Raw genomic sequence first — 23,400 nt, forward strand, 5'->3', positions numbered from 1 at the left:
AATGCCAAACAATTTAAGTTAGAAGGCAAGCGAGAGAGGAGTTATCCACGCTGCTTAAAAGTCAGTAAAAACAAGTATCCGGTAGCAAAAAGAAAAAGTGCCGCTCACCTTAAGTGAACGGCATTACAGCTATTACTGGGTTTTTTAAGATATTACACATTAATTAGTAAGCATTAGTTACAGCTTTGAATAACATCGCTATTACTCACTACAATCGTTGCTTGTCCTAAACCTGCAGTTTTTGCAAAACCAGCTACCTGAGACTGCATTTCAACGGTTGCGGCAGTAGCCATACCATCTGTTACACCTTCTACTTCACCAGGGCTCACAATAGAACTGTGATGGCCTTTAGAGAAGCGTACCGCGCCAGAACCAGGCGTAGTACTATCAACACAGCCTAAACCTAATGATGCGATTAACGGCTCTGTACCCGATAACGGGAAATTTTCAACACTGTTTGGCAATGTTTGGTCTGGTAAGTTTGTCGCATCGCCAACAATTTCAATGACGTGAACAGGAAGTTCCGTTGTTGCTAGCATTGCGCCATGGTTTAAAGGGTCTGCAGAATCAATTGCGGTTTGTACTGCAAAAGCAAATGTAGGAATAAATTTAGCATACACCGCTTGAACTAATGCTGAATATTCTGCACTACCTTCTTCATAACCTGCCGTATTGGCTTCTTCAACTAGCGCGGCAAACGTACTCGATGCTGTCACGTTGGCAAACAATTGCGGACCAAACGCAGCAGAACCAGCAAATGCTCCAGCTAAACCACCCGCTGGCGCCACTAACGACGCTGCATTGATAGCATAAGCGTTAGGCAAAGCATCACCTGTCATAGGATTAACTAATCCAGTACTCGCATAAGTAGAGAATGTTGTACCAACAATGCCACCTAAGCTAAGACCCTGAACGCTGATTTTAGACACATCAAATACTTGACCATTAGCCGGCAATTGTTGTGCTAAGCCAGTTAACAATAAGCGCAATGCTAAATTATCTAACGTTGCCTGACGGAAGTTATCACGCACAGTTAATGTGCTTGCGATATTAACAAACACTAATGGATTACCATTTTCAAATGCTTCTGGCATTCCCACTACGGGTCCAAACGCAGGTGCTGTAGCCGATATTTCATACTTGCCGTCATCATCTAAGTCATATGAGCGGGCACCATGTAATGGCATGTCGATAGCAACAGTGGCAACACCAGCTGCAGCGTATGTTCCCGCATAAGCTAATGCCATTTCTTTCCCGCCACCTAAACCATGCATCGCGATTGTAGTCGGCCAACCACTTGTTGGCGGCACAAACGTTCCGCCTTGCGAAACGGTAAATGCTGCAAGCTTATCAATATCTGGTAAGGTAATTTGAACTGGAACGACTTCATAGTTCTGAATAGCGGGTATAGGATTAAACTTGGTTAAATGTTTCGTTTTATCTGCAGAAGTACCATCGTCAAGTTTCCATTGCTTACCTGCAAGCAATGCAGCGTTACTTAATGCTGCTTGAGGGTCAACACCGTTAACCGATGCTTGCGCAAAAAAGTTTTCTTGGCTTAATGTACCAGCCTGCAACGCAAGCAAGACTGATACAGGACTATCACCTTGAGCTAACCAATGACCATTAGGCGCCGTTGGTGCACCATCAACAGTTGGAATATCACAGCTTGCTGATGAACAATCACCGTAAATAGGTAACTTAATGCTAGCGGTATAGAGTTTTGCTATATCGGCAACATAATAGGCCGCACCCGCAGCAGGTGTTAATCCTAAAACTTGTGCAACGGTTTTTCCTGTATCTTGAGGAACGGTTACAAACTCAGGCATATAGGCAGGGTTAGAGGCCATTAACAACTTGGTCGTTTCATAAACATCTGCGATAGACTGAGTGGTGAACAATCCAGAAAAGCTGATTGACTCAGGATCAACACCGTGTGTTTCAGCCAAACCATTTTCATAGCTATTGACCAAATACTGCAACATTTTCTGGTCATCAGTTTCTAATTGCTGTGTTTCAAAATCTAACTTTAGAAGACCATAGGTATATGAAGGTTGAATACTTCTACCCAATGAATCTTGAATAAGATCAGTCGTAATGTAGATATAAGACTGGCCTGCTTTTAATGGTTTAATCGGTACTATGGCAACTGTGCTTCCTGATGCTTTAGAGACGAAATCAACACCAAACTGAAGTTCATCACCTACTTTACAGGCTGAAACAGAAGGCGCCGATTTACATTCTGCATCACTTGATAATGCTCCACCAACCGTTGCTTCAAATACACGAACAGCACCAGCTTGGAATACGGACGCGGCATCAAGTGTTAATGCATTACCCTCTAAATCGTCTGCTAACTCCATTGTTATTGAAATTGGTGAGCTAGTTGACCATCCGTCCAATGCGCCTAATGCAATTTGAGGGTTTGTATATTCACCTTTGTCTTCGTCAGGGATAGCTAATGTGCCATCAGTAGTGCCACTGAAGAGTAAATCGTTTGGTAATGGCACTTGTCCCTCTGCAGGATCAAACTGAACGTGTGACAAAGGCACTAACGGCTCAGCTTTCTCTTTTGCTTCGTTAAAACTGTCACCACCACAAGCCGTCAAGCCAAGAGCAGATGTAATTGCAACACCCAAAATGAGTCTTTTCATCTTTTTTCCCCAAATCTTGTTTTAATAATTTTGTTTTCCCCAAGAATTGGTCACAATAGGCCAATCATGCGACCATAAGGACTTATGTTAGTCCTTAACTATTCTCAAGTTAACGCAAAATTATAGAGTTAGCTACAAGTTTGTTACATACAAATGACCTATTCGCTTACAATTATCAATCATTTGTTTCAAACGGTCGTTTGTTTTTTATCCGGTACTAGATTTGACGGGCAATTGCGCTTAGAGGAATTAATCAATCATGTTGGAATATCAAGCTGCAAAAGATTTACTCAATAACAAAACAATCTTAATCACAGGTGCTGGTGACGGTATCGGTCGAGCAGCATCTCTCGAATTTGCCAAACACGGTGCAACCGTAATTTTACTTGGTAAGACAGTTAAAAAACTCGAAAATGTATACGATGAAATAACGACTGCTGGTTATCCAACCCCTGCGATTGTGCCTTTAGATATGAGTGGCGCAACCGAACAAAACTATATTGATATGGCAGAAACTATTGCTGAGCAATTTGGCCATTTAGACGGGTTATTGCATAACGCCTCTCAATTGGGTGCATTAGGCCCATTTGAACACCTTGATCTTGCTTCTCTTGAAGCCATTTTAAAAGTGAATGTGACCGCTCAAGCTATTATGACAAAATCATTATTGCCAATTATGCGCAAAGCCGAGCATGCTTCAATTATCTTTACCTCAAGCAGTGTTGGCCGCAAAGGGCGTGCTTATTGGGGAGCATATGCATTTTCTAAATTTGCAACAGAAGGCATGATGCAAGTATTAGCAGATGAGTGTGATAACACTTCAGTACGAACCAATAGTATCAATCCCGGTGCCACTCGCACTGAAATGCGCGCAAAAGCTTACCCAGGTGAAGATCCTAAAACACTTAAAACCCCACAAGAAATAATGCCAACCTATTTATTCTTAATGGGTGATGAATCAATTGGCACAAACGGCCAAGCATTCAATGCTCAATAGCCATCGCTAATTAGTGATAAATCATTTGCATTGGTATCAAACATTAGGCTAATTATCATATTGGACTGATAGTAAAAACGGAAGCATTGGCTTCCGTTTTAGTTTAATAATATTGATGATTTAAAAACTCATATGACCACGATTTTGGTTCACTAATTTATCACCAATACCGCTCACCATCGTTAATTGTTGCAAATCTGTAAACTTGCCGTTTTTGGTACGATAATCAACAATCGCTTTTGCTTTCGCCTGGCCAATTCCTTTCAATTTTTGTAACTCTGCAACACTGGCATTATTGATGTTGACCTTTTGCATATTGGTTGATTTTTTATCAACGACTTTTGTCACTTTTTTTGTAGTTTCTGACTTTGCTGTGTCTGCAGCGAAAGCATAATTGCTTAAAAAACAACACAAGCACATAAATAATGCAGTTACTGTTAATGACGATTTCATAAAAATCTCCTTTGCTTCCTTAAGTTTGTTGGTATGCATCCTGCTCCATTACCAAGCTCAAACGATTCAGAACGACATATGGTTTCTGGATCGAAATCTAACTGTAGTCAACAAAGTTAAATTGTTCAAAAAAAGAACGCCACTATTCATTATTCTCAACATGTTGAGCTTGTTGCGATTTATTTTTTGACATCATAGATGAGGTAAATTGCTTTAATTCCCCCAATAAATGTTGATGAACATGGGATAACTTAGGTTTATTATTTTTATTAAACGCTACCGGACGACATAAACTCATCGCTTGATAACCTAAACGAGCCGTTAACAAACCACCACCTAATCCCTGTGCTATACGGGCAGACAGCTTACCTGTCATTTCTACCGATAATAATTGAGTGCCTAAATCGGTAATCACCTCGGTACTACCCGCATAAATAAGATTAACAACAATGCTCCGAATAAGCTTTATTCGACTCCAATAACCTAATTCAATGGCATAAATAGCCGCGACCTCATTAATCATTTTTTGATTACGCCACAAAATAATGGCCATATCCAGCGCGGCTAATGGACTTGCGGCTAATAACAATGCCGACTCAGCGGCAAAACGGTTAACACGTTTTTTGGCAAGTAAATCACGTTCAGACAACATGATATCTTCAAATAACAGCACGATTTCAGCATCATTATGTTCTTGACTACATGCTTGTAAATACGCTTGCTTAGCATCGTTATTTGGGTATTTAGCCAATATGGGCGTTAAAAATGTTTTAGCTTCACCCATTTGCATGCTTTGCGACAATCGTTCGGCTTTAGCTTGATGATCACTGACTTTTCTAAGATTAACTAACTTGCGCCATTCTTTAAGAGTAAGAACTGACGCCCATAAACTCACGATGAATAACACTGCGGTATAAAAACCAAATAACCACGGACTTTGTTGAAAAGAGTCAATTAACCCTATTACGGTTTGCACGATAACCAATGCCACTAAAGCCATTATCGACAATTTTGCTAATACCGACCAACGCTTTGGCTTTACAGGCTTTATACTGTCTTCCATTGCCACTGGTAATGCAGTTAAGGATTGCTCGCAAATAAAATCAATGTCTTCAAACGATTTGGCTGGTTTGATCGGTTCTTTTGCCGAATGCTCACCTTGATTAACAACAAGATCGGATTCGGTAAATAGTTGCGACGTCTTTATCGATGAACTGCGTGTAGATTCATTCATAATTAATGCTCGTGGTTCAATTAACGCTATTAAGACAATTTGTCGCCTAATAGGAACTCTAAGAGATGGTCAAGACGAATGTGTTCAAATTGAGGATTATTATCATGAACATGGCTTAAATTAGGCGGTAAAAAAGCACTAAAACTAAATCCTTGTTGTTGCCAAAATTCTGCTCCGGGTAATGATGTGGGCACATCACCAGGATATAACGTCACCTTTTTTCCATCAAGCCCAGTACCTTTTACCACCTCTTGCTGCCCACCATCGACATTAACCATTCCATGCTGAGTCGCCTTAATCGCGCTTATTGCCATGGTTTCAACTTCGCTACCTTCGAAATTGGCATAATGTTGACTTTGTTGCAGCATCGCTGTTAATAAGCTGAGTACATGCCCCTGCTGATCACGAGTCACTCTATCCACTTGGCTAGCAGCAAATAGTACTTTATCTATTCGTGGTGAAAAAAGGCGCCTGATTAAACTCGACTGACCGAATTGAAAGCTTTCCATAATACTGTTAAGTGCTTGCCCCATATCATTAAACTGGGCTTGACCATGATTTAACGCATTCAAACAATCCACAAGCACGAGCTGGCGGTCAAATCGAGAAAAGTAGTCTCTATAGAAAGGTTTAACGACTTGTGAAACGTACTGTTGATAACGACGCTTAAGAACATGATAAATAGAGTCACTTGGACTCGATGCTAGGTCCGAATGCTGCATTGGACTTAAATTTAGCAATGGGAAGAATGTTAATAACGGAGTATTTTCATATTCCCCCGGTAACAACATTCGACCCGGCTGGGCGTGATAAAACCCTTGTTTTCGAACTAAATCAACCAGCAATTTTTGATACATATCAGCAATGAACTTAAGTTGCTGTTCATCAGCTAATTGACTTAAATCCAACTGCTCTACCGCCTGATAAAATGTGTTAAATAGCGGTGAGTGACGCAAACATGTGACATTTTCTTGTTGCGACAAACACCAAGGGGTAAAGTCTTGTTTTAGCATAGGCAAATCAAGTAACCATTCACCTGGATAATCGACAATATCCACATATAAGGTTGCAGTATCAGTGAGTTTAGCTAACAAACCTTGTCGCGGCTGGAACTTAATCGCTAAACGTAATTCAGTAATGTTTTGGGTTGAAGCTGGCCAAAAGGGAGGTGACGAGGTTAACGCATTCATTGCGCCTTGATAATCGAAACTGGCAATATCCAAATCCGGTTGCATAGCACGATTTACCGCAATCAACCGACCTTCACGCGCCACTTGCCATAAGGGTAAAGGATTCTGCTTAGCGCTTTTCCCAGCATGTAACAATTGGTTAACTAACCCGCTAATAAATGCTGTTTTCCCTGCTCCGGACAACCCAGTTACGGCTAACCTAACATGTCGATCGGTGCTGCGATGAACCAGAGATTGTGCGGTTTGTGAAACGTGAAACAAGGAACGATCTAAAAATCTCATGATGGCTGATGGCTCCCAAAAACAAAGGCGGATAACCGCCCATTAGCAGGATTAAAGACTATTGATTTGACGTTTAAGGTCAAAATTGTCTGACGTGACATGTTCTTCAAGTCGTCTTAAGCGGAGTTCTAATCCATTAAATTGACGATTAACATCAAACAATGCTTGCTTTGCGGGTTCGCCAGCTTGCCAAACTTTCTTTTTTATTTCAATATCTTTGTGCTGTTCTCTGTGCTCCAGATTTTGTGGCTTAATGTCTAATATCATCCATAGGGCGATATAAATAACCAGCACAACGCCTGTTCCACCGAGTAACAATATCGACACAGCAATAACTCTTACCAGCCATGTTTCAAAGTTAAAATAATCAGCAATACCTGAACACACCCCAGCCACTTTACCACTTTTGGGGTTGCGGTATAGAGTACGCCCATTAGCTGAGTTCATGTTTTGCTCTCCACTCTGGTGATTCAGTGTCTAAAATCGCTTCTAATGTTTCGATGCGACTGCTCATTTTTTCTGCTTTAGCAATTAAATCATTAAGCTGATTAAATTCTTCCTCGGTGAGCCCCTGGCTCACTTGTCGCTTACTGCGATAATGAAGAACCAACCAGATAGGTGCCACAACAACCATAAAAATGATAATTGGTGCAATAAGAAGATCCATATCCATAACTCACCTCTGAATAAATTTACGCTTTTGTTTTAGGTTGTGCTTTCGCACTCATTTTGGCTTTTAGTGCTGCGAGTTCATCATTCACAGAATCTTCTGCTTCTAGTGCGGCAAACTCGTCAGCTAAAACGTTCTTTTTACCTAAATCATATGATTCGACTTGTGCTTCAAGGCCTTCAACTCGACGCTCATATTGTTCAAACTTGACCATCGCATCATCAATTTTACTTGAATCAAGCTGCTTTTTAACTTCTAAACGTGAAGTGGCCGTTTGCTTACGCATAATAATGGTTTTTTGACGAGCACGAGCATCATTCAATTTTTCTTGAAGCTGAGCGATTTCATCTTTTAAGCGAGCAACATGTTCTTCAACAACTTGCAGTTCCATTTCAAGAGTTTGCAACAAAGCTACTGTTTTTTGTTTTTCACTTAATGCTGCTTTAGCTAAGTCTTCACGATCTTTCGATAAGGCTAACTCAGCTTTACTCTGCCAGTCTTGAACTTGCTCTTGCACACGAGCAATTCGGCGAAGTAATTCTTTTTTCTCCGCCAAAACCTTAGCAGAGGTTGAACGGACTTCAACAAGTGTATCTTCCATTTCTTGAATGATAAGACGGACCATTTTTTCAGGGTCTTCGGCTTTATCGAGTATTGCGCTGATATTTGAATTAACGATATCTGCGAAGCGAGAGAAAATTCCCATAATGTGTTCCTCAAAATTAACGTGGATGTCGTAGTTGGTATTACACATTACGTGCCAACATTTACAAACACAATAACATCATACACTTAAACAAATATTTAACTTTTACTTTCTTTTAGCACTCAAGCCATTTATTATGATTTTCACCAATTATTAGTCTAATTCACTAACAATTTTGCGAGTAAGCTAACTGTGAGCAAACAATTCCAACAAGATAATCTCATTGGCCAATCTAATGCATTACTTGAAGTATTAGAACATGTATCTAAAGTGGCGCCATTATCCAAACCGGTGCTCATTATTGGTGAACGTGGCACAGGCAAAGAGTTAATAGCAGAACGACTACATTACTTGTCCCCTCGTTGGGATCAAAGTTTTATTAAACTCAATTGTTCTTCACTGAGTGAAAACTTACTTGAAAGTGAACTTTTTGGCCATGAGTCTGGTGCATTTACGGGCGCTAAAGGTCGACATGAAGGCCGTTTTGAACGAGCAGATAAAGGCACATTATTTTTAGATGAACTCGCAAACACATCAGGGTTAATCCAAGAAAAGTTGTTACGCGTTATTGAATATGGTGAATTTGAGAGGGTGGGTGGCAGTAAAACTGTGCAATCTGACGTTCGCCTTATTTGTGCCGCCAATGAAGACTTACCAACCTTGGCAGAAAATGGCGAGTTCAGAGCCGATTTACTCGACCGCTTAGCCTTTGATGTAATCACTTTACCTCCGTTAAGGCACCGTACCGAAGACATTATGCCATTGGCTGAACATTTTGCCGTAAGCATGGCAAGACAGTTATCACTGGAATATTTTGGAGGTTTTAGTCCACTGGCAATAGAGCAATTAATGATGCACAGCTGGCCTGGAAATATCCGTGAATTAAAAAATGTCGTCGAACGAAGTGTTTATCGTGAAGGCACTGACGGCCAAGAAATTGATCATATTATTTTAGATCCTTTTGCATCGCCTTATCGCCCTGTTAATAGAATTAAAACCCGCGAGCGTCAGTCTACTCAACTTGAACCTACCTCAATATCGGTGACAGAGTCGACCGAATTAAACGTTAAAGCCGAAGCCTCTGTGGTACTAAATAGCATAGAATTCCCAATTGATTTTAAAGAATACACTGAAAATAGCGAAATAGAATTACTACAACGAGCTTTGGCTGAAGGTCAATATAATCAAAAGAAAACCGCTGACTTATTAGGCTTAAGCTACCATCAGCTTCGAGGCATTTTAAAAAAATATAATTTACTCGACAAGAGCTAAATGAAGCTTGGATATGCTCATTGCCCCAATGCAATGAACACTGTTAAAATACTCACTCAACGTCGATAAAATATGATCACACCATGCCTGTTATAGTAAAACACTGGTATCAGCTGATATCTTTATGTCTCTCCAGCATTATGTTGGCGGCATGTGGACAGGCGCAATTACCCTCTGGCCTTGTATATTGCAGCGAAGGTAACCCTGAAAGCTTTAACCCTCAGCTGGTCACATCGGGGACCACTATTGATGCAACCTCACATCAAATTTATAGTCGGCTAGTCAATTACAGCCAAGAAAAAGCCAGTATTACACCTGGTTTGGCGACATCATGGCAGGTTTCCGATGACGGTTTAAGTTACCAATTTACCTTACGCGAACATGTTAGTTTTCATAAAACTCGTCACTTTAGCCCCACAAGAGATTTTAATGCCGATGACGTATTGTTTTCATTTAATCGAATTATTAATCCTTTACACCCATATTACTTAGTCAGTAGAACTGGTTACCCATTTTTTCAAAGCATTGGTTTTGCAGAATTAATTAACTCTATCGAGAAAATAAATGATCATCAAGTCACCTTTCATTTAGCCCGTAAAGATGCATCATTTTTATCTAATCTGGCCACAGATTTTGCTGTAGTGTTATCTGCAGAATATGGTTATCAACTGTTAGCACAAGGTAAACCTGAAGATATCGATTATTATGCCGTAGGCACAGGCCCTTTCCAACTGAACCAATATGTTAAAAATGAATATATTCGCTATAAAAAGAATCCCGTTTATTGGGGACCAACGGTTGAAATTGATCAATTGGTATTTGATATCACCCCGAGAAGTACTGCACGCATTGCAAAGTTAATTACTGGCGATTGCAGTGTTTCGGCGCTTCCAAAAGCTGGTGAGCTAGCAATACTCAACCAACATAACGATATTATCATCGACGCAAAACCTGGACTAAATGTGGCATTTTGGGCATTTAACACTCAAAAGCCCCCTCTGGATGATGTTCGTGTGCGACGAGCGCTTTCACATGCTATCGATAAAAATAATATTTTAGACGTGGTGTATAATGATACCGCTGTTGAGGCGACCGGGGTTTTACCACCTGCATCTTGGGCTTACAGCAAAAATCTATCCCCCAATGAATACAACCCAGAAAAAGCCAAAACATTATTGAAACAAGCGGGCATCGCTAATTTATCCATTAACGTGTGGGCCATGCCAGTAGCACGAATTTATAATCCAAGTGCACTAAAAACAGCTGAGTTAATTCAAGCTGATTTAGCTCGTATTGGCGTAAAACTGAATATTGTTAGCTATGATTGGAGCGTATTCACCCAAAAATTAGCTAGCTCAAATTATGATTCCGTACTCATTGGCTGGAATGCCGATAATAGCGATCCCGATAACTTTTTTACGCCATTATTAAGTTGTGCGGCGTTGGCATCTAATAACAACCGCTCTCGATGGTGTAACAAAGATTTTGAACATTTACTAACACAGGCCCAAAGTGTATCGACTCAGCCTGAACGAAAAGCATTTTATCAATCAGCTGAGGCCATCATTAGTGATCAAGTGCCAATGGTAACGCTCGCTCATGCTAAAAAAATCGTGTTGAAAAAAGATAATATTACGACGATGCAAATTAGGCCCTATGGCGGTATTTCATTTGCCAGAGCAACTCAAACAACCGAGGAAAGTGAATAAATGTGGCGTTATCTATTTAGACGCATAACCCTGTTTATCGCCACATCATTGGTAATGATAGCCGTGTTATTTCTGGCGTCGGGACATTTTCCTGTTAGCAAAGCATATTCATTGTCTGGAGTTCAATATCCAACAGTTGAACAACAGCAACAAATAGAGCAAGATTATCAACTAAACGATAATCTATTGCTGCAATTTACCGCCTATTTGCGCCAACGTTTATCGGGTAACTTTGGTATTTCCAGTAATTCGCAACAAGAAGTGATCGATGAGCTGACTTCTGTATTACCCGCGTCTTTTGAATTGTCGTTATTTTCTGGGTTTATTGCCGTGTTTTTTGGCGTCCCCATTGGAATTATTGCGGCTTTAGGCAATAACAAAGCATTGCAACACAGTATATTAGCCATTACCTTAACGGGTTACTCAATTCCGGTATTCTGGCTAGGCTTAACCTTGTCGATGTGGTTTGGCGTTAACCTAGGTTGGCTGCCCATTTCAGGGCAAATAAATTTACTTTATGAAATAAAACCCGTCACGGGCTTTATGTTGATAGACACCTTATTATCTGATTCTGCTTATCGTATTCCCGCATTTCATGATGCTGTTTTGCACTTAATATTACCGGCAGTCACCTTAGCGATTCTTCCATTTACTTTAGTGGTTAGGATCACTCGGCAAGCCATTTTAAATGTGATGAATCAAACTTATATTCGCGCAGCCGAAGCCCGAGGTTTGCACACTGCTAAAATATTATTCCGCCATGCTTTGCCTAATGCATTAATTCCAGTACTAAAAAGTATCGGTTTAATGTTGGGCTCATTCGCAAGTTACGGCATCGTAGTTGAAGTCATATTTTCATGGCCAGGGGTTGGGAGTTGGTTAGTATCGGGGATTTATCAGCGTGATTACACCGTGATACAAGCAGGGATCTTATCTGTCTCATTATTAATTATTTTCTTAAGCATATTGATTGATTTACTCCATACTGCAATCAATCCTATGAGCAGAAAGGAATTGTATGCCTCGAATTAAGATCTACCAAGAAGATCACATCGCATCACCGATGTGGCGAGTGTGGCAAACATTTTCCGCAAACCCCTTTGCGGTCATAGGTTTATGGGCGGTTATTTTTTTATTAATACTCACTATTTTTGCCCCATTTATTGCGCCTTATTCAGCTGAGGTTCAAGACCAACAAGTATTACTTTTGCCTCCATCATGGGATCCTGCAGGAACCGTTGAACATTTTTTAGGCACCGACGACCTTGGACGGGATATTTTTAGCCGCATCTTACATGGCGTACAATTAACCTTTGGTATGTCTTTGTTAATTGTTGCGACGTCACTATTCTTTGGCTTTATTATTGGATCGCTATCAGGAATGATGCGCGGGATTAAGTCGAGTATTTTAAGCCATTTATTGGACGCATTGCTGTCAATACCATCGTTACTGATGGCTATTTTAGTCGTCGCCATTATGGGACCCGGTCTTAACAATGTGTTTTGGGGCGTCGGCATTGCAATGGTGCCACAATTTGTTCGGGCAATTCATCAGGCTGTCCACGAAGAACAGCAAAAAGAATATGTTACCGCAGCTAAATTAGATGGTGCCAACTCATTACAAATTTTTTGGTATGTCATTATGCCTAACGTGTGGGACGTGGTGATTATTCAAGTCACGATGGCCATTTCTGCAGCAATATTAGATATTGCCGCACTCGGATTTTTAAACCTTGGCGCCCAAGCGCCAAGTCCTGAATGGGGTGCCATGGTCGCACAAGGGCTTGATAATTTATTGCTCGCACCTTGGACTGTTACCATACCTGGTGTCGCGATTTTGTTTACCGTATTATCGGTCAACTTAGTCGGTGATGGTTTACGCTCTGCGCTCGCACCGATAAGAAACTAACCTATGCCTTTACTTGATGTACGTAATCTCACGATTGAATTAGATACCCCTGAGGGCACAGTAAAAGTGCTCGAGAAAGTCAGTTTAACGATCAATCCTGGCGAAATTCACGGACTGGTTGGAGAGTCAGGATCTGGGCGAAGTTTATTTGCCAAAGCGATCCTTGGGGTGTTGGGACCCAACTGGCATATTATCGCTGATCGCATGATGTGGGATGGAAAAAACTTATTAGAAATGAGCGCCAAACAACGACGTTGCCTCATGGGCACCGAAATGGCAATGATTTTCCAAGACCCATCAGGCAGTCTTGACCCTGTAAAAACCATTGGCAGCCAATTGATTGAAGCGATGGTACCCAATAAAAATATTCCTTTTTGGCGACGTGGACATGACACTTATTTACACGCACAAAAATGGTTGCATAAAGTTGGCATCAAAAAGCCTAAAAAACTCATGAAGTGTTATCCCTGGGAATTGTCTGAAGGAGAATGCCAAAAGGTGATGATTGCGATGGCTGTTGCAAATCATCCTAAACTGCTGATAGCCGATGAGCCAACCAACTCAATGGAGCTTAACACCCAAGCGCAAATATTCAGATTATTGTCGCAACTCAATCAACTGCAAAGTGTTTCCATTCTTTTGGTTAGCCATGAGCTTGAAACTATGGTGCATTGGTGTGATAACTTAACCATTTTGTATAGTGGACAAGTCATGGAGTCTGGGCCTGTAAGTGAAATGATGGCGATGCCATATCACCCTTATACTCGAGCTTTATTTAAAAACCTACCAGACCATACAGAGAAAATGCGTCACAAAGCTAAATTACCTACGTTACAAGGATCTTCACCATCCCTGCAACATTTACCCGCGGGTTGTCGACTCGGCCCTCGCTGCCCTGAAGCACAACGTAAATGTGTAAAACAGCCAAGTCTTGAACACATTAAAGACCGCTACTTCGCCTGCCATTTCCCTTATCAAAGTGAGCAAGAAGATGACGACGCCATTGCTTAAAGTCACTGAGTTAAGTAAGCAATACTTAACGGGTTACAAGCGTTTCAAACCTCAATATTATCAGGCGTTATCGCCTGTTTCATTTGAGCTTGGTAGAGGTGAAACCCTAGCGATTGTCGGCTCTGTAGGATCTGGCAAGAGTACCCTTGCACGTATTTTAGTGGGCGCAGAACAACGAAGTGGTGGTGACATTTTTTTTGAAGGTGAAGCCTTAGAAACCCGAAATTTGAAACAACGTTGCCGTTTGATTAGGATGATTTTTCAAGATCCAACAACATCACTTAATCCACGATTATCCATTGGCAACTTACTTAAAGAACCCTTACGTTTTAATACACAACTCAGTTCCACAGAGCGTAAGGTTTTAGTGATTGAAACCTTAAGAAAAGTTGGCTTATTGCCCGAACACGCAGATTTTTATCCGCACATGATTTCAGAGGGGCAAAAACAGCGTGTCGCGGTTGCCCGTGCATTGATGCTGAATCCTAAAATTATAATCGCAGATGAAGCACTAACAGCCTTAGACTTATCTGTCCGTTCGCAAATCATCAACCTATTATTAAAACTACAGAAAGAGATGGGATTGTCGTATATTTTTGTGTCACACAATCTTAATATCATACGTCATGTGAGTGATAAAATTATGGTGTTGCAAAATGGTCACATGGTTGAAAAATCAACCACTGAAGCATTATTTACCTCACCACAACATGAATACACCCAACGACTAATCCAAGAACAAAGTCAATTTATGCAAAAGCGCTAAACTGCTCCAACCACTGTGTTTTTGAGGGCGTTTTAGTAAAAATCAGTGCCATTTGGTCGTCGAACTATTTATCCTAGAGCCAATGTTAAAGGAAGAAGCTTAAATATGATTATTAAACCTAAAATTCGTGGCTTTATTTGTACCACCACTCACCCTGTTGGCTGTGAAGCAAACGTAAAAGAGCAAATTGAACTCACTAAAGCCAAAGGAAAAATAGCTAATGGCCCTAAAAAAGTATTAGTTGTTGGCTCCTCTAGTGGCTATGGCCTTTCATCTCGTATCGCTTCAGCATTTGGCAGCGACGCTGCGACTATCGGCGTGTTTTTTGAAAAGCCAAGCTCTGAAACTAAACCGGGAACCGCGGGTTGGTACAATACGGCTGCATTTGACAAGTTTGCTAAAGCCGAAGGCTTATATTCTAAAAGCGTTAATTGCGATGCCTTTAGCCATGCAGCAAAGCAACAAGTTATTGAACTGATTAAGCAAGATTTAGGGCAAATCGACATGGTGGTTTACTCGCTGGCGTCTCCAGTACGTAAATTACCTGATACTGGTGAAGTGATCCGTTCATCACTTAAACCCATTGGCCAAACGTATTCTGCCACAGCGGTTGACACTAATAAAAACACGATTATTGAAACGTCTGTAGAACCCGCGACAGAACAAGAAATTTCCGATACCGTAACGGTAATGGGCGGTCAAGATTGGGAATTATGGATGAATGCGTTAAGCGACGCTGGCGTATTAGCTGATAATTGCAAAACGGTTGCTTATAGCTATATTGGTACCGAATTAACTTGGCCTATTTATTGGCATGGCGCCTTGGGTAAAGCCAAGATGGATTTAGACCGTGCGGCACATGCACTTAACGCTAAGTTATCTGCTACGGGTGGTTCTGCTAACGTCGCAGTACTTAAAAGCGTAGTCACTCAAGCCAGTTCGGCGATTCCCGTTATGCCGCTGTATATTGCAATGGTCTTTAAAAAGATGCGTCAAGAAGGTCTTCACGAAGGCTGTATGGAGCAAATCTACCGTATGTTTAACGAACGTCTATATCGCGTAGACGGTCAAGCGCCTGTAGTTGACAGCGAAAACCGTTTACGCCTAGACGATTGGGAATTGCGTGAAGATATTCAACAACATTGCCGTGATTTATGGCCGCTAGTGACGACTGAAAATCTAAGTGAATTAACTGATTACAATGAATATAAAGAAGAGTTCTTAAAACTATTCGGTTTTGGTATTGATGGTATCGATTATGAAGCAGACGTTGATCCTAATGTAACATTTGATGTGATTGAGCTATAATCGCTGCCACATCAAATTAACGTACAAGCCGTAATGCACTGCATTACGGCTTTTTTATTGCTAGTCAGCTGCATAAAAAAGGGCTAAGCAATAATGCTTAGCCCAAACGTAACGCAAGGGATAAAAGATGGAGTGTTACGGTTTACTATTTTTTCTCTAGAGCATGTTTAGCGGCGTTATCTCCTGCGATACGGCCAAAGACCACTGTATCGGCTATCGCATTACCACCCAAACGGTTAAACCCATGCACACCACCAGTGACTTCACCTGCAGCAAACAAACCGACAATAGGTTTACTTTGCAGATCAAGTACAGAGGCATCGGTGTCAATAGCAACACCGCCCATAGTGTGGTGAATACCAGGAGCTACTTTTACTGCATAATATGGGCTTTGCGTCATATTTAATGGCATATCATCACGACCAAATGCAGTGTCTTCACCTGTTTTAACATAACCATTGTAGTCAGATACTGTTTTCACTAAATCAGCGACTTTCATACCGGTACTTTTAGCTAACTCTTCAACTGTATCACCTTTGTAAAGCATTTCTAAGTGGTCGTAACCGCGTACCATTTTGGCTTTTTTATATAACTGGTTATCAAAAATAAGCCAAGCAAACTTTCCTGGTTGTTTTAAGATGGCATCAGATGCTTTATCACGAGTGGTTAGCTCGCTAACAAAACGATTACCATCTTTGTTCACCATCACAGCGCCTACACCACGTACGGTTTCTGAAATTAGAATACGGCTATCTTTACCTATTGTTGGATGCGCTTGAACCCAATCAATATCAGTCATTGACGCACCGATGTCTTTAGCCAGTAATACACCATCACCTGTTGCTGTCACATTGTTAGAGCTGGTCATGTCTTTCATTGTTGGGCGATAGTAAGCAATCATTTCTTTATTCATGCCGTAACCACCCGTTGCGAGCACGACAGATTTAGTACCAATCATGTAATAACCTGTGTGTTTACCGTGAACAACAGCACCTACAACATTACGATCATCATTGATAACAAGTTTGACTACTCGAGAATTTAGACGAGTATCAATGCCTTGAGCTTTGGTCGCTGCACGTAAAGTATCAATAATTTCAGGTCCAGAACTTTTCCCGCCATGTGGACGATGAGTACGGTTAACGCGAGCACCACCAGAGCGTTTTAAGTCCTCTAAGTTTGCACCTAAGTCCTCTAACCATTTAACTGCACTGGCAGACTCTTCAGCAAGTATGGTCACTAATTTAATATCATTTTTTTGGCGACCGCCCTTCATTGTATCTTCGATATACCATTCCACTTTATCTTCAATACCATGTGCAGCTTGTTGCGGCGTTCCAACAGCATTAATACCACCGGCTGAAATCATAGAGTTACCACCACTGAATGGCGCTTTTTCAACCAAAATAACATTGGCACCAGCTTTTTTAGCTGTTATTGCTGCATTAAAGCCTGCGCTACCCGCACCAACAACCAATACTTGTGTTGTTTCTCGTGGCCCTGCAGCAATGGCTTTCTGAATTTTGTCTTGATCCCATCCGTTATCCCAAGGCTTTTTCTTTTTGGCATCAGAGAATGGCATTGGCTTGATATCAAATGAATGACATTCATTACAGTAAAATTGAGGCGCTTCATGGCCTTTATGGCAACTAGTACAGTTAATATCACCTAAATGTGAAGCATGAGGGTCAAATTGTAATTTGTCATTAGCCAGTTCAGCGTAATCTCCGTGGCACGATTTACACTGAGCATTTTCGTGTGTTTCACTATCACTCACTTTAATTGGATCTGTGTGACAAGACTGACAGCTACCCATATCAGCATGAAATGAGCCCATGTCATTCGACTTGGCCAGTGCAGTTCCAGAAGATAGCATCATCACTGCCATCACTGAGACTAAGTATTTCAGTTTCATTGTTCGTTCCTTTTCTTATTGATATTGACTTGCTTTGTTAGGCAAGAGATTACTCACAAAGAGATAGAAAAACTTAGACTCATATCAAATTTGACATCTGGTTAAGTTATTGTGAAACCCTGTTCAGACTTTCTTAAAATGCTTTAATAACTAGTAGGTTGTGACCCACATTCATGTTCACCAAAAAGTTAATCTTTAGCATTAAGACATGCTTTCAACCCAATACCGAAAGCCTGCTTATTCTAATAACATTAATTAACAATAAGAGATGATCATGAATACAAATAAAAATTTAATTTCCATAGCATTACTTTCTGCACTGTCGGTAACATCACTCAATGCATTAGCAGATTCACCTACTGCTTATGGCCGTTTAGACATTGCATTAACTAACGCAGACCATGGGTTTACGACGCAAAATAAAAAAGAAGGTATGGTACTAGAAAATAACTTAAGTCGAATTGGCGTTAAAGGTAGCGAGAAAATCAATGATGATTTTGAATTGGTTTATCAAATGGAAGTACAGGTAAATGGTGCTACCAATGAAGGCAGCGACACAGTATTTAGCGCAAGAAGTACTTATTTAGGTGTAGTGTCTGATGCGGGTACAGTGTTAGTTGGTCGTAACGACACTGTCATGAAATCTTCTAAGGGCACAGTAGAAGCGTTTGCACTTACAAACGCTGCCTATAATCGCATGATTGCCGGTCAAGACAGAAAAGCAGACGGTATTACATATTATTCACCTACCATTGCCGGCTTATTTACTATTAATGGTACTTATCTAATGGATGACAACTATGAAGGCAGTGATGAAACACAATATGCATTGTCTGTTGTTGCGGGTGATAAGAAATTGAAAAAAAATCGCTATTACTTAGCGGGGGCGTACAACACTATTGGCGGTGTCGATGCTTATCGTGGTGTAGGTCACATCAAAATGGGCAAATTTAAACTGGGCGGTCTTTATCAACATTCAGAAAGCCAAAATTTTGATCAAAAAGAAGGTGATTCATATTTTGTTGCACTTTCTTACAACTTAAATGGTGTTAATTTAAAAGTGGAATACGGTAAAGACAAAGCTGGTTTTGGTAAATACTTTAAATATAATTCTGCAGTTGCATCATCTACAGATTACAAACAAGCAACCGATGTGGATATTAACAGGTTGGTTTTCGGTGCCGATTACAAATTATCAAAATCAACCATGCTACAAGCACATTACGCTATGTATGATGGAGAATATCAAATAGCTCATTCTGGCACGGTGATTGATTTAGCAGACGATAATGTTGCTACTGTTGGGGTAAGGTTCGATTTCTAATGTAGTCCAACAACGGTAAGGCCAAGTTAAGCAAACAAAAGTTCAATTGTGGGCTTAACTTGATTCTTTTTAATCTAATAATGCCGATAACTTTGCACTTGTTAACATTTTGACATCGCCTTTTAGATCGGACTCATTTGGGTACGGTATACTTTATCTCTCAACCATTATCGGTCCGCTTATGCGAATTACCTTAAAACAATTATCTATTTTTAAAGCGATTCATCATTGTGGCCAAATATCAAAAGCCGCAAAAGAACTGCACATGTCGGTACCCGCGGTAAGTATGGCGCTGCGTGATCTAGAAGACTCTTTAGGCAGTCGCCTATTTGAACGAAGCAGCACCGGGCTTACCATAAATGATAATGGTGAAGTTATCTTACCTTATGCCAACGAAATGATCTCAAAAGGCATGGAATTAGAACACGTTTTTGACCAAGGCTGCCCCATTAGAGGCAGTATTAAAGTGGGTTGCAGTAAAACCACTGGTAACTATGTGTTATCGCGAAAAATCCCATTATTTAAACAGCAACACCCTTCTGTTGATATCAAATTATTTATTAATAATAGCCTTAGTATTGAAAAAATGGTCGCAGAAAAAGAACTTGATATTGGATTTGTCGATGCAAAACCTGGGCTTAAAAACCTACTTCAAGAACCTTGGTTACAAGACAGGTTGTGTATTATCACAGGTAAAAATAATCCACTGGTCACCGAAAATATCACTCCTGAGTTGTTATCTGAGCAGCTTTGGGTGATGGATGAAACAATTTCGGTTTCTCGGATCCGTAATACACAGTTACTTAAAAGTGCCAATATTAGCATTAACCAAGAACTATCAATGAACACCATGGGCGCAATTAAAAGAGCGGTCGGCACAGGTATTGGTATTAGTGTATTACCTTTATTAGCAGTAGAAGAAGAAATCGTAAGAGGAGACTTAATCGAGCTATCGTTAAAAGGTTGGGATTACTCGCGACGTTATTGGGCAATATACAGAAACGATGAACCACTTAGCTCGCTGGCCCGTGAATTTCTCGAATATAGCCTGCCATCTTCAAAAATCAAAAAATAGCAGTTAAAACGGTATTGATTTATGACATTGGATACCACATGAGTTTAACGACATGATAAATCAAGACCCGGTTATTTTAGGATTATTAGCTCTTACCTTAGGGCTAATTTTCTATACGAGTGAATTAACAAGCAGACCATGGAAAATCCTATATCGCTTTGTACCTGTTATGGTGATGTGCTACGTAGTGCCCTCTTTATTTAACACTTTTCATCTTGTCGATATGGTAAATAGCCAGCTCAATGTCATTGCCTCTCGTTATATTATGCCAGCCTGTTTAACATTATTGATTATCAGTGTTGATATTAAATCGATGTTATTACTTGGCCCTAAAATTATCATTTTATTCTTCATAGGTACTTTGGGGATTATTTTAGGCGCTCCACTGACTCTATATCTTTTTTCAATCATTTCGCCTGAGCAACTTTACTGGGATGGGACGGCATCAGCGTGGCGGGCAATGGCAACATTAGCAGGAAATTGGATTGGCGGCACCGCAAACCAGTTTGCCATGAAAGAAATCTATGATGTAGAAGACAATATGTTCGCCATTATGATATCGGTTAATGTTGTGTTTTCAGCGCTATGGATGGCATTTCTATTGATGTGTGCCCCTCATGCGGACAAGCTTGATCAAAAAATAGGTGCCGATGTAAACGGTATTCGCTTATTGGTCGATGGGGTGCATTCACGTGATACACAACCCCTTTCACTACCTAGTCTTAACGGTTATGTCTATATTTTTGCTGTTGCATTTGGTGTTACTGGATTAGCCCATTGGGGAGCAGATAATTTAGTCCCCTTTTTCAGCCAATATTACCCCAGCTCAGATAGGTTTAGTTTTACCTCTCACTTTTTCTGGATAGTGATAATTGTAACCAGCGTTAGCATTGGTTTGTCATACACCAACGTCAGGCATTTAGAACAACTTGGCGCATCTAAAGTGTCTACCGTTTTGTTATATTTCCTCATTGCAACTATGGGGCTGAAAATGGACTTAACCATGATCAATGATTTTCCTATCTATTTTGCTATTGGATTTGTTTGGTTAAGCATACATGCACTGTTGGTGATCATTGCAGGAGTATTAATGAAAGCACCATTAGCTTATATGGCTATTAGCAGCCAATGTTGCATTGGCGGCGCAGCATCATCGCCAGTAGTCGCCCTCGCCTTTAATCGCCATTTAGCACCGGTTGCCGTAATGTTCTCTGTATTTGGTTATGCTTGGGCCAACTATATGGTGTGGATTTGCGCCGAATTAATGAAAATGGTCAAGCCTTAAACACATATTGAATTGATAATGAGCGACGCAAAGATATAACTAACCTAAGTTACTTTATTGAAGTGCCAAGTAGATACAAACTTGCTGTTCCGCGTTATCCCTCTTGGCGATATTTAGGCGTTCAAACATCAAGGGGAAATTACCGAGTTTGACGTTATTGCTATCTAACCAGTCGCGATATAAATAACCCACAGCGGAATGTAGCAAGGTGTTAATATCACGATATGTAGCATCTGTGCTCACGGACAACGTTGCATAACGACCAGCTGGAACAACTTTAGTCGTGATACTCGCCCCAGTGAGATCCGCTGTCGATAAGCGAGCTATAGCCTCACTGCTTAATGATACGCCAATATCTATAAAATAAGGTTGAGCTTTTGGGTGACTATAAATTAAGTTGAATATTCGCCCAACATTCGGCCCAAGAGAATGCTGTTTACGCCATTGCATAAAACGATTTATTGTCGTTGGCAAAGTATCTGCTGTGCCACTATGTCTCATTGTGGCTAAAGTCAGTGAATCAAGCTCGACTGCATCTACTCTATAGCCGTGTTCATTTTCTTTAGGGGGTTGAAAAGACTTTAACGGTTGCTGCTTAGCAAAAAAATTCCCCCAATCAGGTTTTTGTCTAAATGATTGTGGACTTTGCCCGATGCTTTGGGTAAAAGAAACAATGAAATGCGCTTCATCATCGTAACCCAAGCTACTCGCTATGGCTGACAATGGTATTTGTTCACCAAAGCCTAATTGATGTGCCGCCTGTAAACTTTTGAGTAAATCGACATAGGCGTCAAGCGACAGACCATAAAGCGCGTAAAATAAGTGACTAAAATGTTGTTCTGCAATACCTGCAATATTGGCTAGTGCAGCAGTATCTATTGGCGTATGTAAATGCTTGTCTATGTAAGCTAATGCTTGTTCAAATGAGGGATCGAGTCTATGGCTCACCGCATTCTCCTTAATGTTAACAATTTAACCTATACCAATTGAATATCTAAGCCTTCTAACAAACTCAGTGCTTCAAAACGGCTGAATATGGCTTGTTTAAGGTTGTTGCGGGTAATATCAATCTGGTAATTAGTCGCTTCAGTAAAGTTTGCACCGTGCAAATTGGTGTTATTAAATTGGCTTAATGTAAAATCTGTTTGACGAAAATTCCCTTGGCTTAAATTGGCCTCTCTAAAGTCCACATCATGGGCTCGACAGTCAACAAGTTTAAGTTCGGGTAAATTCATTGAATAAAAATGACTTCCATCGAGTAAACAGCGTTCAAATACCACAGCCGATTGGATCAGAAATTGCGGCCATTGTGCTTTCGTCCAATCCACGCCAATCACTTTACAATCAAGAAAAGTAACATCGTCAAACTCTGTCGCAATTACCGACAAAACACTTAAGTTACATTGACTAAAAACACATTCGATAAATTGACAATGGTAGAACTCACTTTGATTGAAATCGCATTGTACAAAATGACACCGTTCAAATACGATATCTTTGAACTGCAACCCAACGCCTTTAATCGATTCAAATGTGTCATCGCTATAGTGCAATAACACAAACAGATCAATGGGGTGTTCTTTCATCATATTGTTCATGATTTATATTACCTTATAAACAAAAAGACCTAGACGTGAGCC

The 23,400-nt window shown here is 40.5% G+C and carries 21 protein-coding genes; 11 read left to right on the forward strand and 10 right to left on the reverse strand.

Annotated features, from left to right (window positions below):
• Nucleotides 1–173 precede the first annotated feature (173 nt).
• Nucleotides 174–2,654, reverse strand: a complete 2,481-nt coding sequence (locus ACWXWT_RS09380; RefSeq protein WP_456041321.1) for a VolA/Pla-1 family phospholipase — start codon at nucleotides 2,652–2,654, stop codon at nucleotides 174–176.
• A 259-nt stretch (nucleotides 2,655–2,913) separates the two neighbouring features.
• On the opposite strand from ACWXWT_RS09380, the gene ACWXWT_RS09385 reads away from it, so the two are divergent.
• Nucleotides 2,914–3,651 (forward strand): YciK family oxidoreductase, encoded by a 738-nt coding sequence (locus ACWXWT_RS09385; RefSeq protein ID WP_456041322.1) that lies wholly within the window; start codon nucleotides 2,914–2,916, stop codon nucleotides 3,649–3,651.
• A gap of 120 nt (nucleotides 3,652–3,771) precedes the next feature.
• Here the strand turns inward: ACWXWT_RS09385 and ACWXWT_RS09390 are convergent, their stop codons facing one another.
• From ACWXWT_RS09390 to pspA, 6 genes are all read right to left on the reverse strand, one after another.
• Nucleotides 3,772–4,104: a ComEA family DNA-binding protein gene (locus ACWXWT_RS09390; protein WP_456041323.1), complete on the reverse strand. Its 333-nt coding sequence runs from the start codon at nucleotides 4,102–4,104 to the stop codon at nucleotides 3,772–3,774.
• A 142-nt stretch (nucleotides 4,105–4,246) separates the two neighbouring features.
• A complete protein-coding gene (locus ACWXWT_RS09395; protein WP_456041324.1) occupies nucleotides 4,247–5,338 on the reverse strand; it encodes a TIGR01620 family protein in 1,092 nt (363 codons plus the stop codon).
• 29 nt (nucleotides 5,339–5,367) lie between these two features.
• On the reverse strand, nucleotides 5,368–6,810 hold the full coding sequence (locus ACWXWT_RS09400) for a YcjX family protein (RefSeq protein ID WP_456041325.1): 1,443 nt from the start codon (nucleotides 6,808–6,810) through the stop codon (nucleotides 5,368–5,370).
• Nucleotides 6,811–6,861: 51 nt separating this feature from the next.
• Entirely contained in the window at nucleotides 6,862–7,257 is a 396-nt protein-coding gene (pspC, locus tag ACWXWT_RS09405; RefSeq protein ID WP_456041326.1) for an envelope stress response membrane protein PspC, read from the reverse strand.
• A complete protein-coding gene (pspB, locus tag ACWXWT_RS09410; RefSeq protein ID WP_456041327.1) occupies nucleotides 7,244–7,483 on the reverse strand; it encodes an envelope stress response membrane protein PspB in 240 nt (79 codons plus the stop codon). The genes pspC and pspB overlap by 14 nt, the downstream gene beginning before the upstream one ends.
• A 19-nt stretch (nucleotides 7,484–7,502) precedes the next feature.
• Entirely contained in the window at nucleotides 7,503–8,186 is a 684-nt protein-coding gene (pspA, locus tag ACWXWT_RS09415) for a phage shock protein PspA (protein ID WP_456041328.1), read from the reverse strand.
• A 192-nt stretch (nucleotides 8,187–8,378) separates the two neighbouring features.
• On the opposite strand from pspA, the gene pspF reads away from it, so the two are divergent.
• From pspF to fabV, 7 genes are all read left to right on the forward strand, one after another.
• Nucleotides 8,379–9,458: a phage shock protein operon transcriptional activator gene (gene pspF, locus ACWXWT_RS09420; RefSeq protein WP_456041329.1), complete on the forward strand. Its 1,080-nt coding sequence runs from the start codon at nucleotides 8,379–8,381 to the stop codon at nucleotides 9,456–9,458.
• Between the two features lie 83 nt (nucleotides 9,459–9,541).
• Nucleotides 9,542–11,167 (forward strand): ABC transporter substrate-binding protein, encoded by a 1,626-nt coding sequence (locus tag ACWXWT_RS09425; protein WP_456041330.1) that lies wholly within the window; start codon nucleotides 9,542–9,544, stop codon nucleotides 11,165–11,167.
• Entirely contained in the window at nucleotides 11,168–12,199 is a 1,032-nt protein-coding gene (locus ACWXWT_RS09430) for an ABC transporter permease subunit (RefSeq protein WP_456041331.1), read from the forward strand. It begins immediately after the preceding gene.
• Complete coding sequence (locus ACWXWT_RS09435; protein WP_456041332.1) at nucleotides 12,186–13,076, forward strand: ABC transporter permease subunit; 891 nt, start codon at nucleotides 12,186–12,188, stop codon at nucleotides 13,074–13,076. The genes ACWXWT_RS09430 and ACWXWT_RS09435 overlap by 14 nt, the downstream gene beginning before the upstream one ends.
• A 3-nt stretch (nucleotides 13,077–13,079) precedes the next feature.
• On the forward strand, nucleotides 13,080–14,087 hold the full coding sequence (locus ACWXWT_RS09440; protein WP_456041333.1) for an oligopeptide/dipeptide ABC transporter ATP-binding protein: 1,008 nt from the start codon (nucleotides 13,080–13,082) through the stop codon (nucleotides 14,085–14,087).
• On the forward strand, nucleotides 14,068–14,853 hold the full coding sequence (locus ACWXWT_RS09445) for a peptide ABC transporter ATP-binding protein (protein ID WP_456041334.1): 786 nt from the start codon (nucleotides 14,068–14,070) through the stop codon (nucleotides 14,851–14,853). The genes ACWXWT_RS09440 and ACWXWT_RS09445 overlap by 20 nt, the downstream gene beginning before the upstream one ends.
• A gap of 105 nt (nucleotides 14,854–14,958) precedes the next feature.
• The gene (gene fabV, locus ACWXWT_RS09450; RefSeq protein WP_456041335.1) at nucleotides 14,959–16,161 is read left to right on the forward strand and encodes an enoyl-ACP reductase FabV; all 1,203 of its coding nucleotides are present in this window, start codon (nucleotides 14,959–14,961) and stop codon (nucleotides 16,159–16,161) included.
• Nucleotides 16,162–16,306: 145 nt separating this feature from the next.
• Here fabV and ACWXWT_RS09455 read toward each other — a convergent pair whose 3' ends face one another.
• The gene (locus ACWXWT_RS09455) at nucleotides 16,307–18,076 is read right to left on the reverse strand and encodes a flavocytochrome c (protein ID WP_456041336.1); all 1,770 of its coding nucleotides are present in this window, start codon (nucleotides 18,074–18,076) and stop codon (nucleotides 16,307–16,309) included.
• Nucleotides 18,077–18,344: 268 nt separating this feature from the next.
• Between ACWXWT_RS09455 and ACWXWT_RS09460 the strand changes: the two genes are divergently transcribed.
• The 3 genes from ACWXWT_RS09460 (at nucleotide 18,345) to ACWXWT_RS09470 (ending at nucleotide 21,760) form a co-directional block, all read left to right on the forward strand.
• The gene (locus ACWXWT_RS09460) at nucleotides 18,345–19,400 is read left to right on the forward strand and encodes a porin (protein WP_456041337.1); all 1,056 of its coding nucleotides are present in this window, start codon (nucleotides 18,345–18,347) and stop codon (nucleotides 19,398–19,400) included.
• A 181-nt stretch (nucleotides 19,401–19,581) separates the two neighbouring features.
• Nucleotides 19,582–20,475 carry a LysR family transcriptional regulator gene (locus tag ACWXWT_RS09465; protein WP_456041338.1) on the forward strand — a complete coding sequence of 298 codons (894 nt, stop codon included), beginning with the start codon at nucleotides 19,582–19,584 and terminating at the stop codon, nucleotides 20,473–20,475.
• 52 nt (nucleotides 20,476–20,527) lie between these two features.
• The gene (locus ACWXWT_RS09470; protein WP_456041339.1) at nucleotides 20,528–21,760 is read left to right on the forward strand and encodes a DUF819 family protein; all 1,233 of its coding nucleotides are present in this window, start codon (nucleotides 20,528–20,530) and stop codon (nucleotides 21,758–21,760) included.
• Between the two features lie 54 nt (nucleotides 21,761–21,814).
• Here ACWXWT_RS09470 and ACWXWT_RS09475 read toward each other — a convergent pair whose 3' ends face one another.
• Both ACWXWT_RS09475 and ACWXWT_RS09480 read right to left on the reverse strand, forming a co-directional pair.
• Entirely contained in the window at nucleotides 21,815–22,708 is an 894-nt protein-coding gene (locus tag ACWXWT_RS09475) for an AraC family transcriptional regulator (protein WP_456041340.1), read from the reverse strand.
• Nucleotides 22,709–22,737: 29 nt separating this feature from the next.
• On the reverse strand, nucleotides 22,738–23,358 hold the full coding sequence (locus ACWXWT_RS09480; RefSeq protein ID WP_456041341.1) for a pentapeptide repeat-containing protein: 621 nt from the start codon (nucleotides 23,356–23,358) through the stop codon (nucleotides 22,738–22,740).
• Nucleotides 23,359–23,400 lie beyond the last annotated feature (42 nt).

The organism is Shewanella sp. A22 (assembly GCF_053850585.1).

Bases quoted from the DNA above. Each gene is read 5' to 3' on its own strand.
- pspC (WP_456041326.1), bottom strand. From the start codon at position 7,257: ATGAACTCAGCTAATGGGCGTACTCTATACCGCAACCCCAAAAGTGGT.
- ACWXWT_RS09395 (WP_456041324.1), bottom strand. From the start codon at position 5,338: ATGAATGAATCTACACGCAGTTCATCGATAAAGACGTCGCAACTATTT.
- pspA (WP_456041328.1), bottom strand. From the start codon at position 8,186: ATGGGAATTTTCTCTCGCTTCGCAGATATCGTTAATTCAAATATCAGC.
- ACWXWT_RS09465 (WP_456041338.1), top strand. From the start codon at position 19,582: ATGCGAATTACCTTAAAACAATTATCTATTTTTAAAGCGATTCATCAT.
- ACWXWT_RS09385 (WP_456041322.1), top strand. From the start codon at position 2,914: ATGTTGGAATATCAAGCTGCAAAAGATTTACTCAATAACAAAACAATC.
- ACWXWT_RS09460 (WP_456041337.1), top strand. From the start codon at position 18,345: ATGATCATGAATACAAATAAAAATTTAATTTCCATAGCATTACTTTCT.
- ACWXWT_RS09430 (WP_456041331.1), top strand. From the start codon at position 11,168: ATGTGGCGTTATCTATTTAGACGCATAACCCTGTTTATCGCCACATCA.
- ACWXWT_RS09440 (WP_456041333.1), top strand. From the start codon at position 13,080: ATGCCTTTACTTGATGTACGTAATCTCACGATTGAATTAGATACCCCT.
- ACWXWT_RS09425 (WP_456041330.1), top strand. From the start codon at position 9,542: ATGCCTGTTATAGTAAAACACTGGTATCAGCTGATATCTTTATGTCTC.
- ACWXWT_RS09380 (WP_456041321.1), bottom strand. From the start codon at position 2,654: ATGAAAAGACTCATTTTGGGTGTTGCAATTACATCTGCTCTTGGCTTG.
- fabV (WP_456041335.1), top strand. From the start codon at position 14,959: ATGATTATTAAACCTAAAATTCGTGGCTTTATTTGTACCACCACTCAC.
- ACWXWT_RS09390 (WP_456041323.1), bottom strand. From the start codon at position 4,104: ATGAAATCGTCATTAACAGTAACTGCATTATTTATGTGCTTGTGTTGT.
- ACWXWT_RS09470 (WP_456041339.1), top strand. From the start codon at position 20,528: ATGATAAATCAAGACCCGGTTATTTTAGGATTATTAGCTCTTACCTTA.
- ACWXWT_RS09400 (WP_456041325.1), bottom strand. From the start codon at position 6,810: ATGAGATTTTTAGATCGTTCCTTGTTTCACGTTTCACAAACCGCACAA.
- ACWXWT_RS09445 (WP_456041334.1), top strand. From the start codon at position 14,068: ATGACGACGCCATTGCTTAAAGTCACTGAGTTAAGTAAGCAATACTTA.
- ACWXWT_RS09455 (WP_456041336.1), bottom strand. From the start codon at position 18,076: ATGAAACTGAAATACTTAGTCTCAGTGATGGCAGTGATGATGCTATCT.
- ACWXWT_RS09435 (WP_456041332.1), top strand. From the start codon at position 12,186: ATGCCTCGAATTAAGATCTACCAAGAAGATCACATCGCATCACCGATG.
- pspB (WP_456041327.1), bottom strand. From the start codon at position 7,483: ATGGATATGGATCTTCTTATTGCACCAATTATCATTTTTATGGTTGTT.
- ACWXWT_RS09480 (WP_456041341.1), bottom strand. From the start codon at position 23,358: ATGAACAATATGATGAAAGAACACCCCATTGATCTGTTTGTGTTATTG.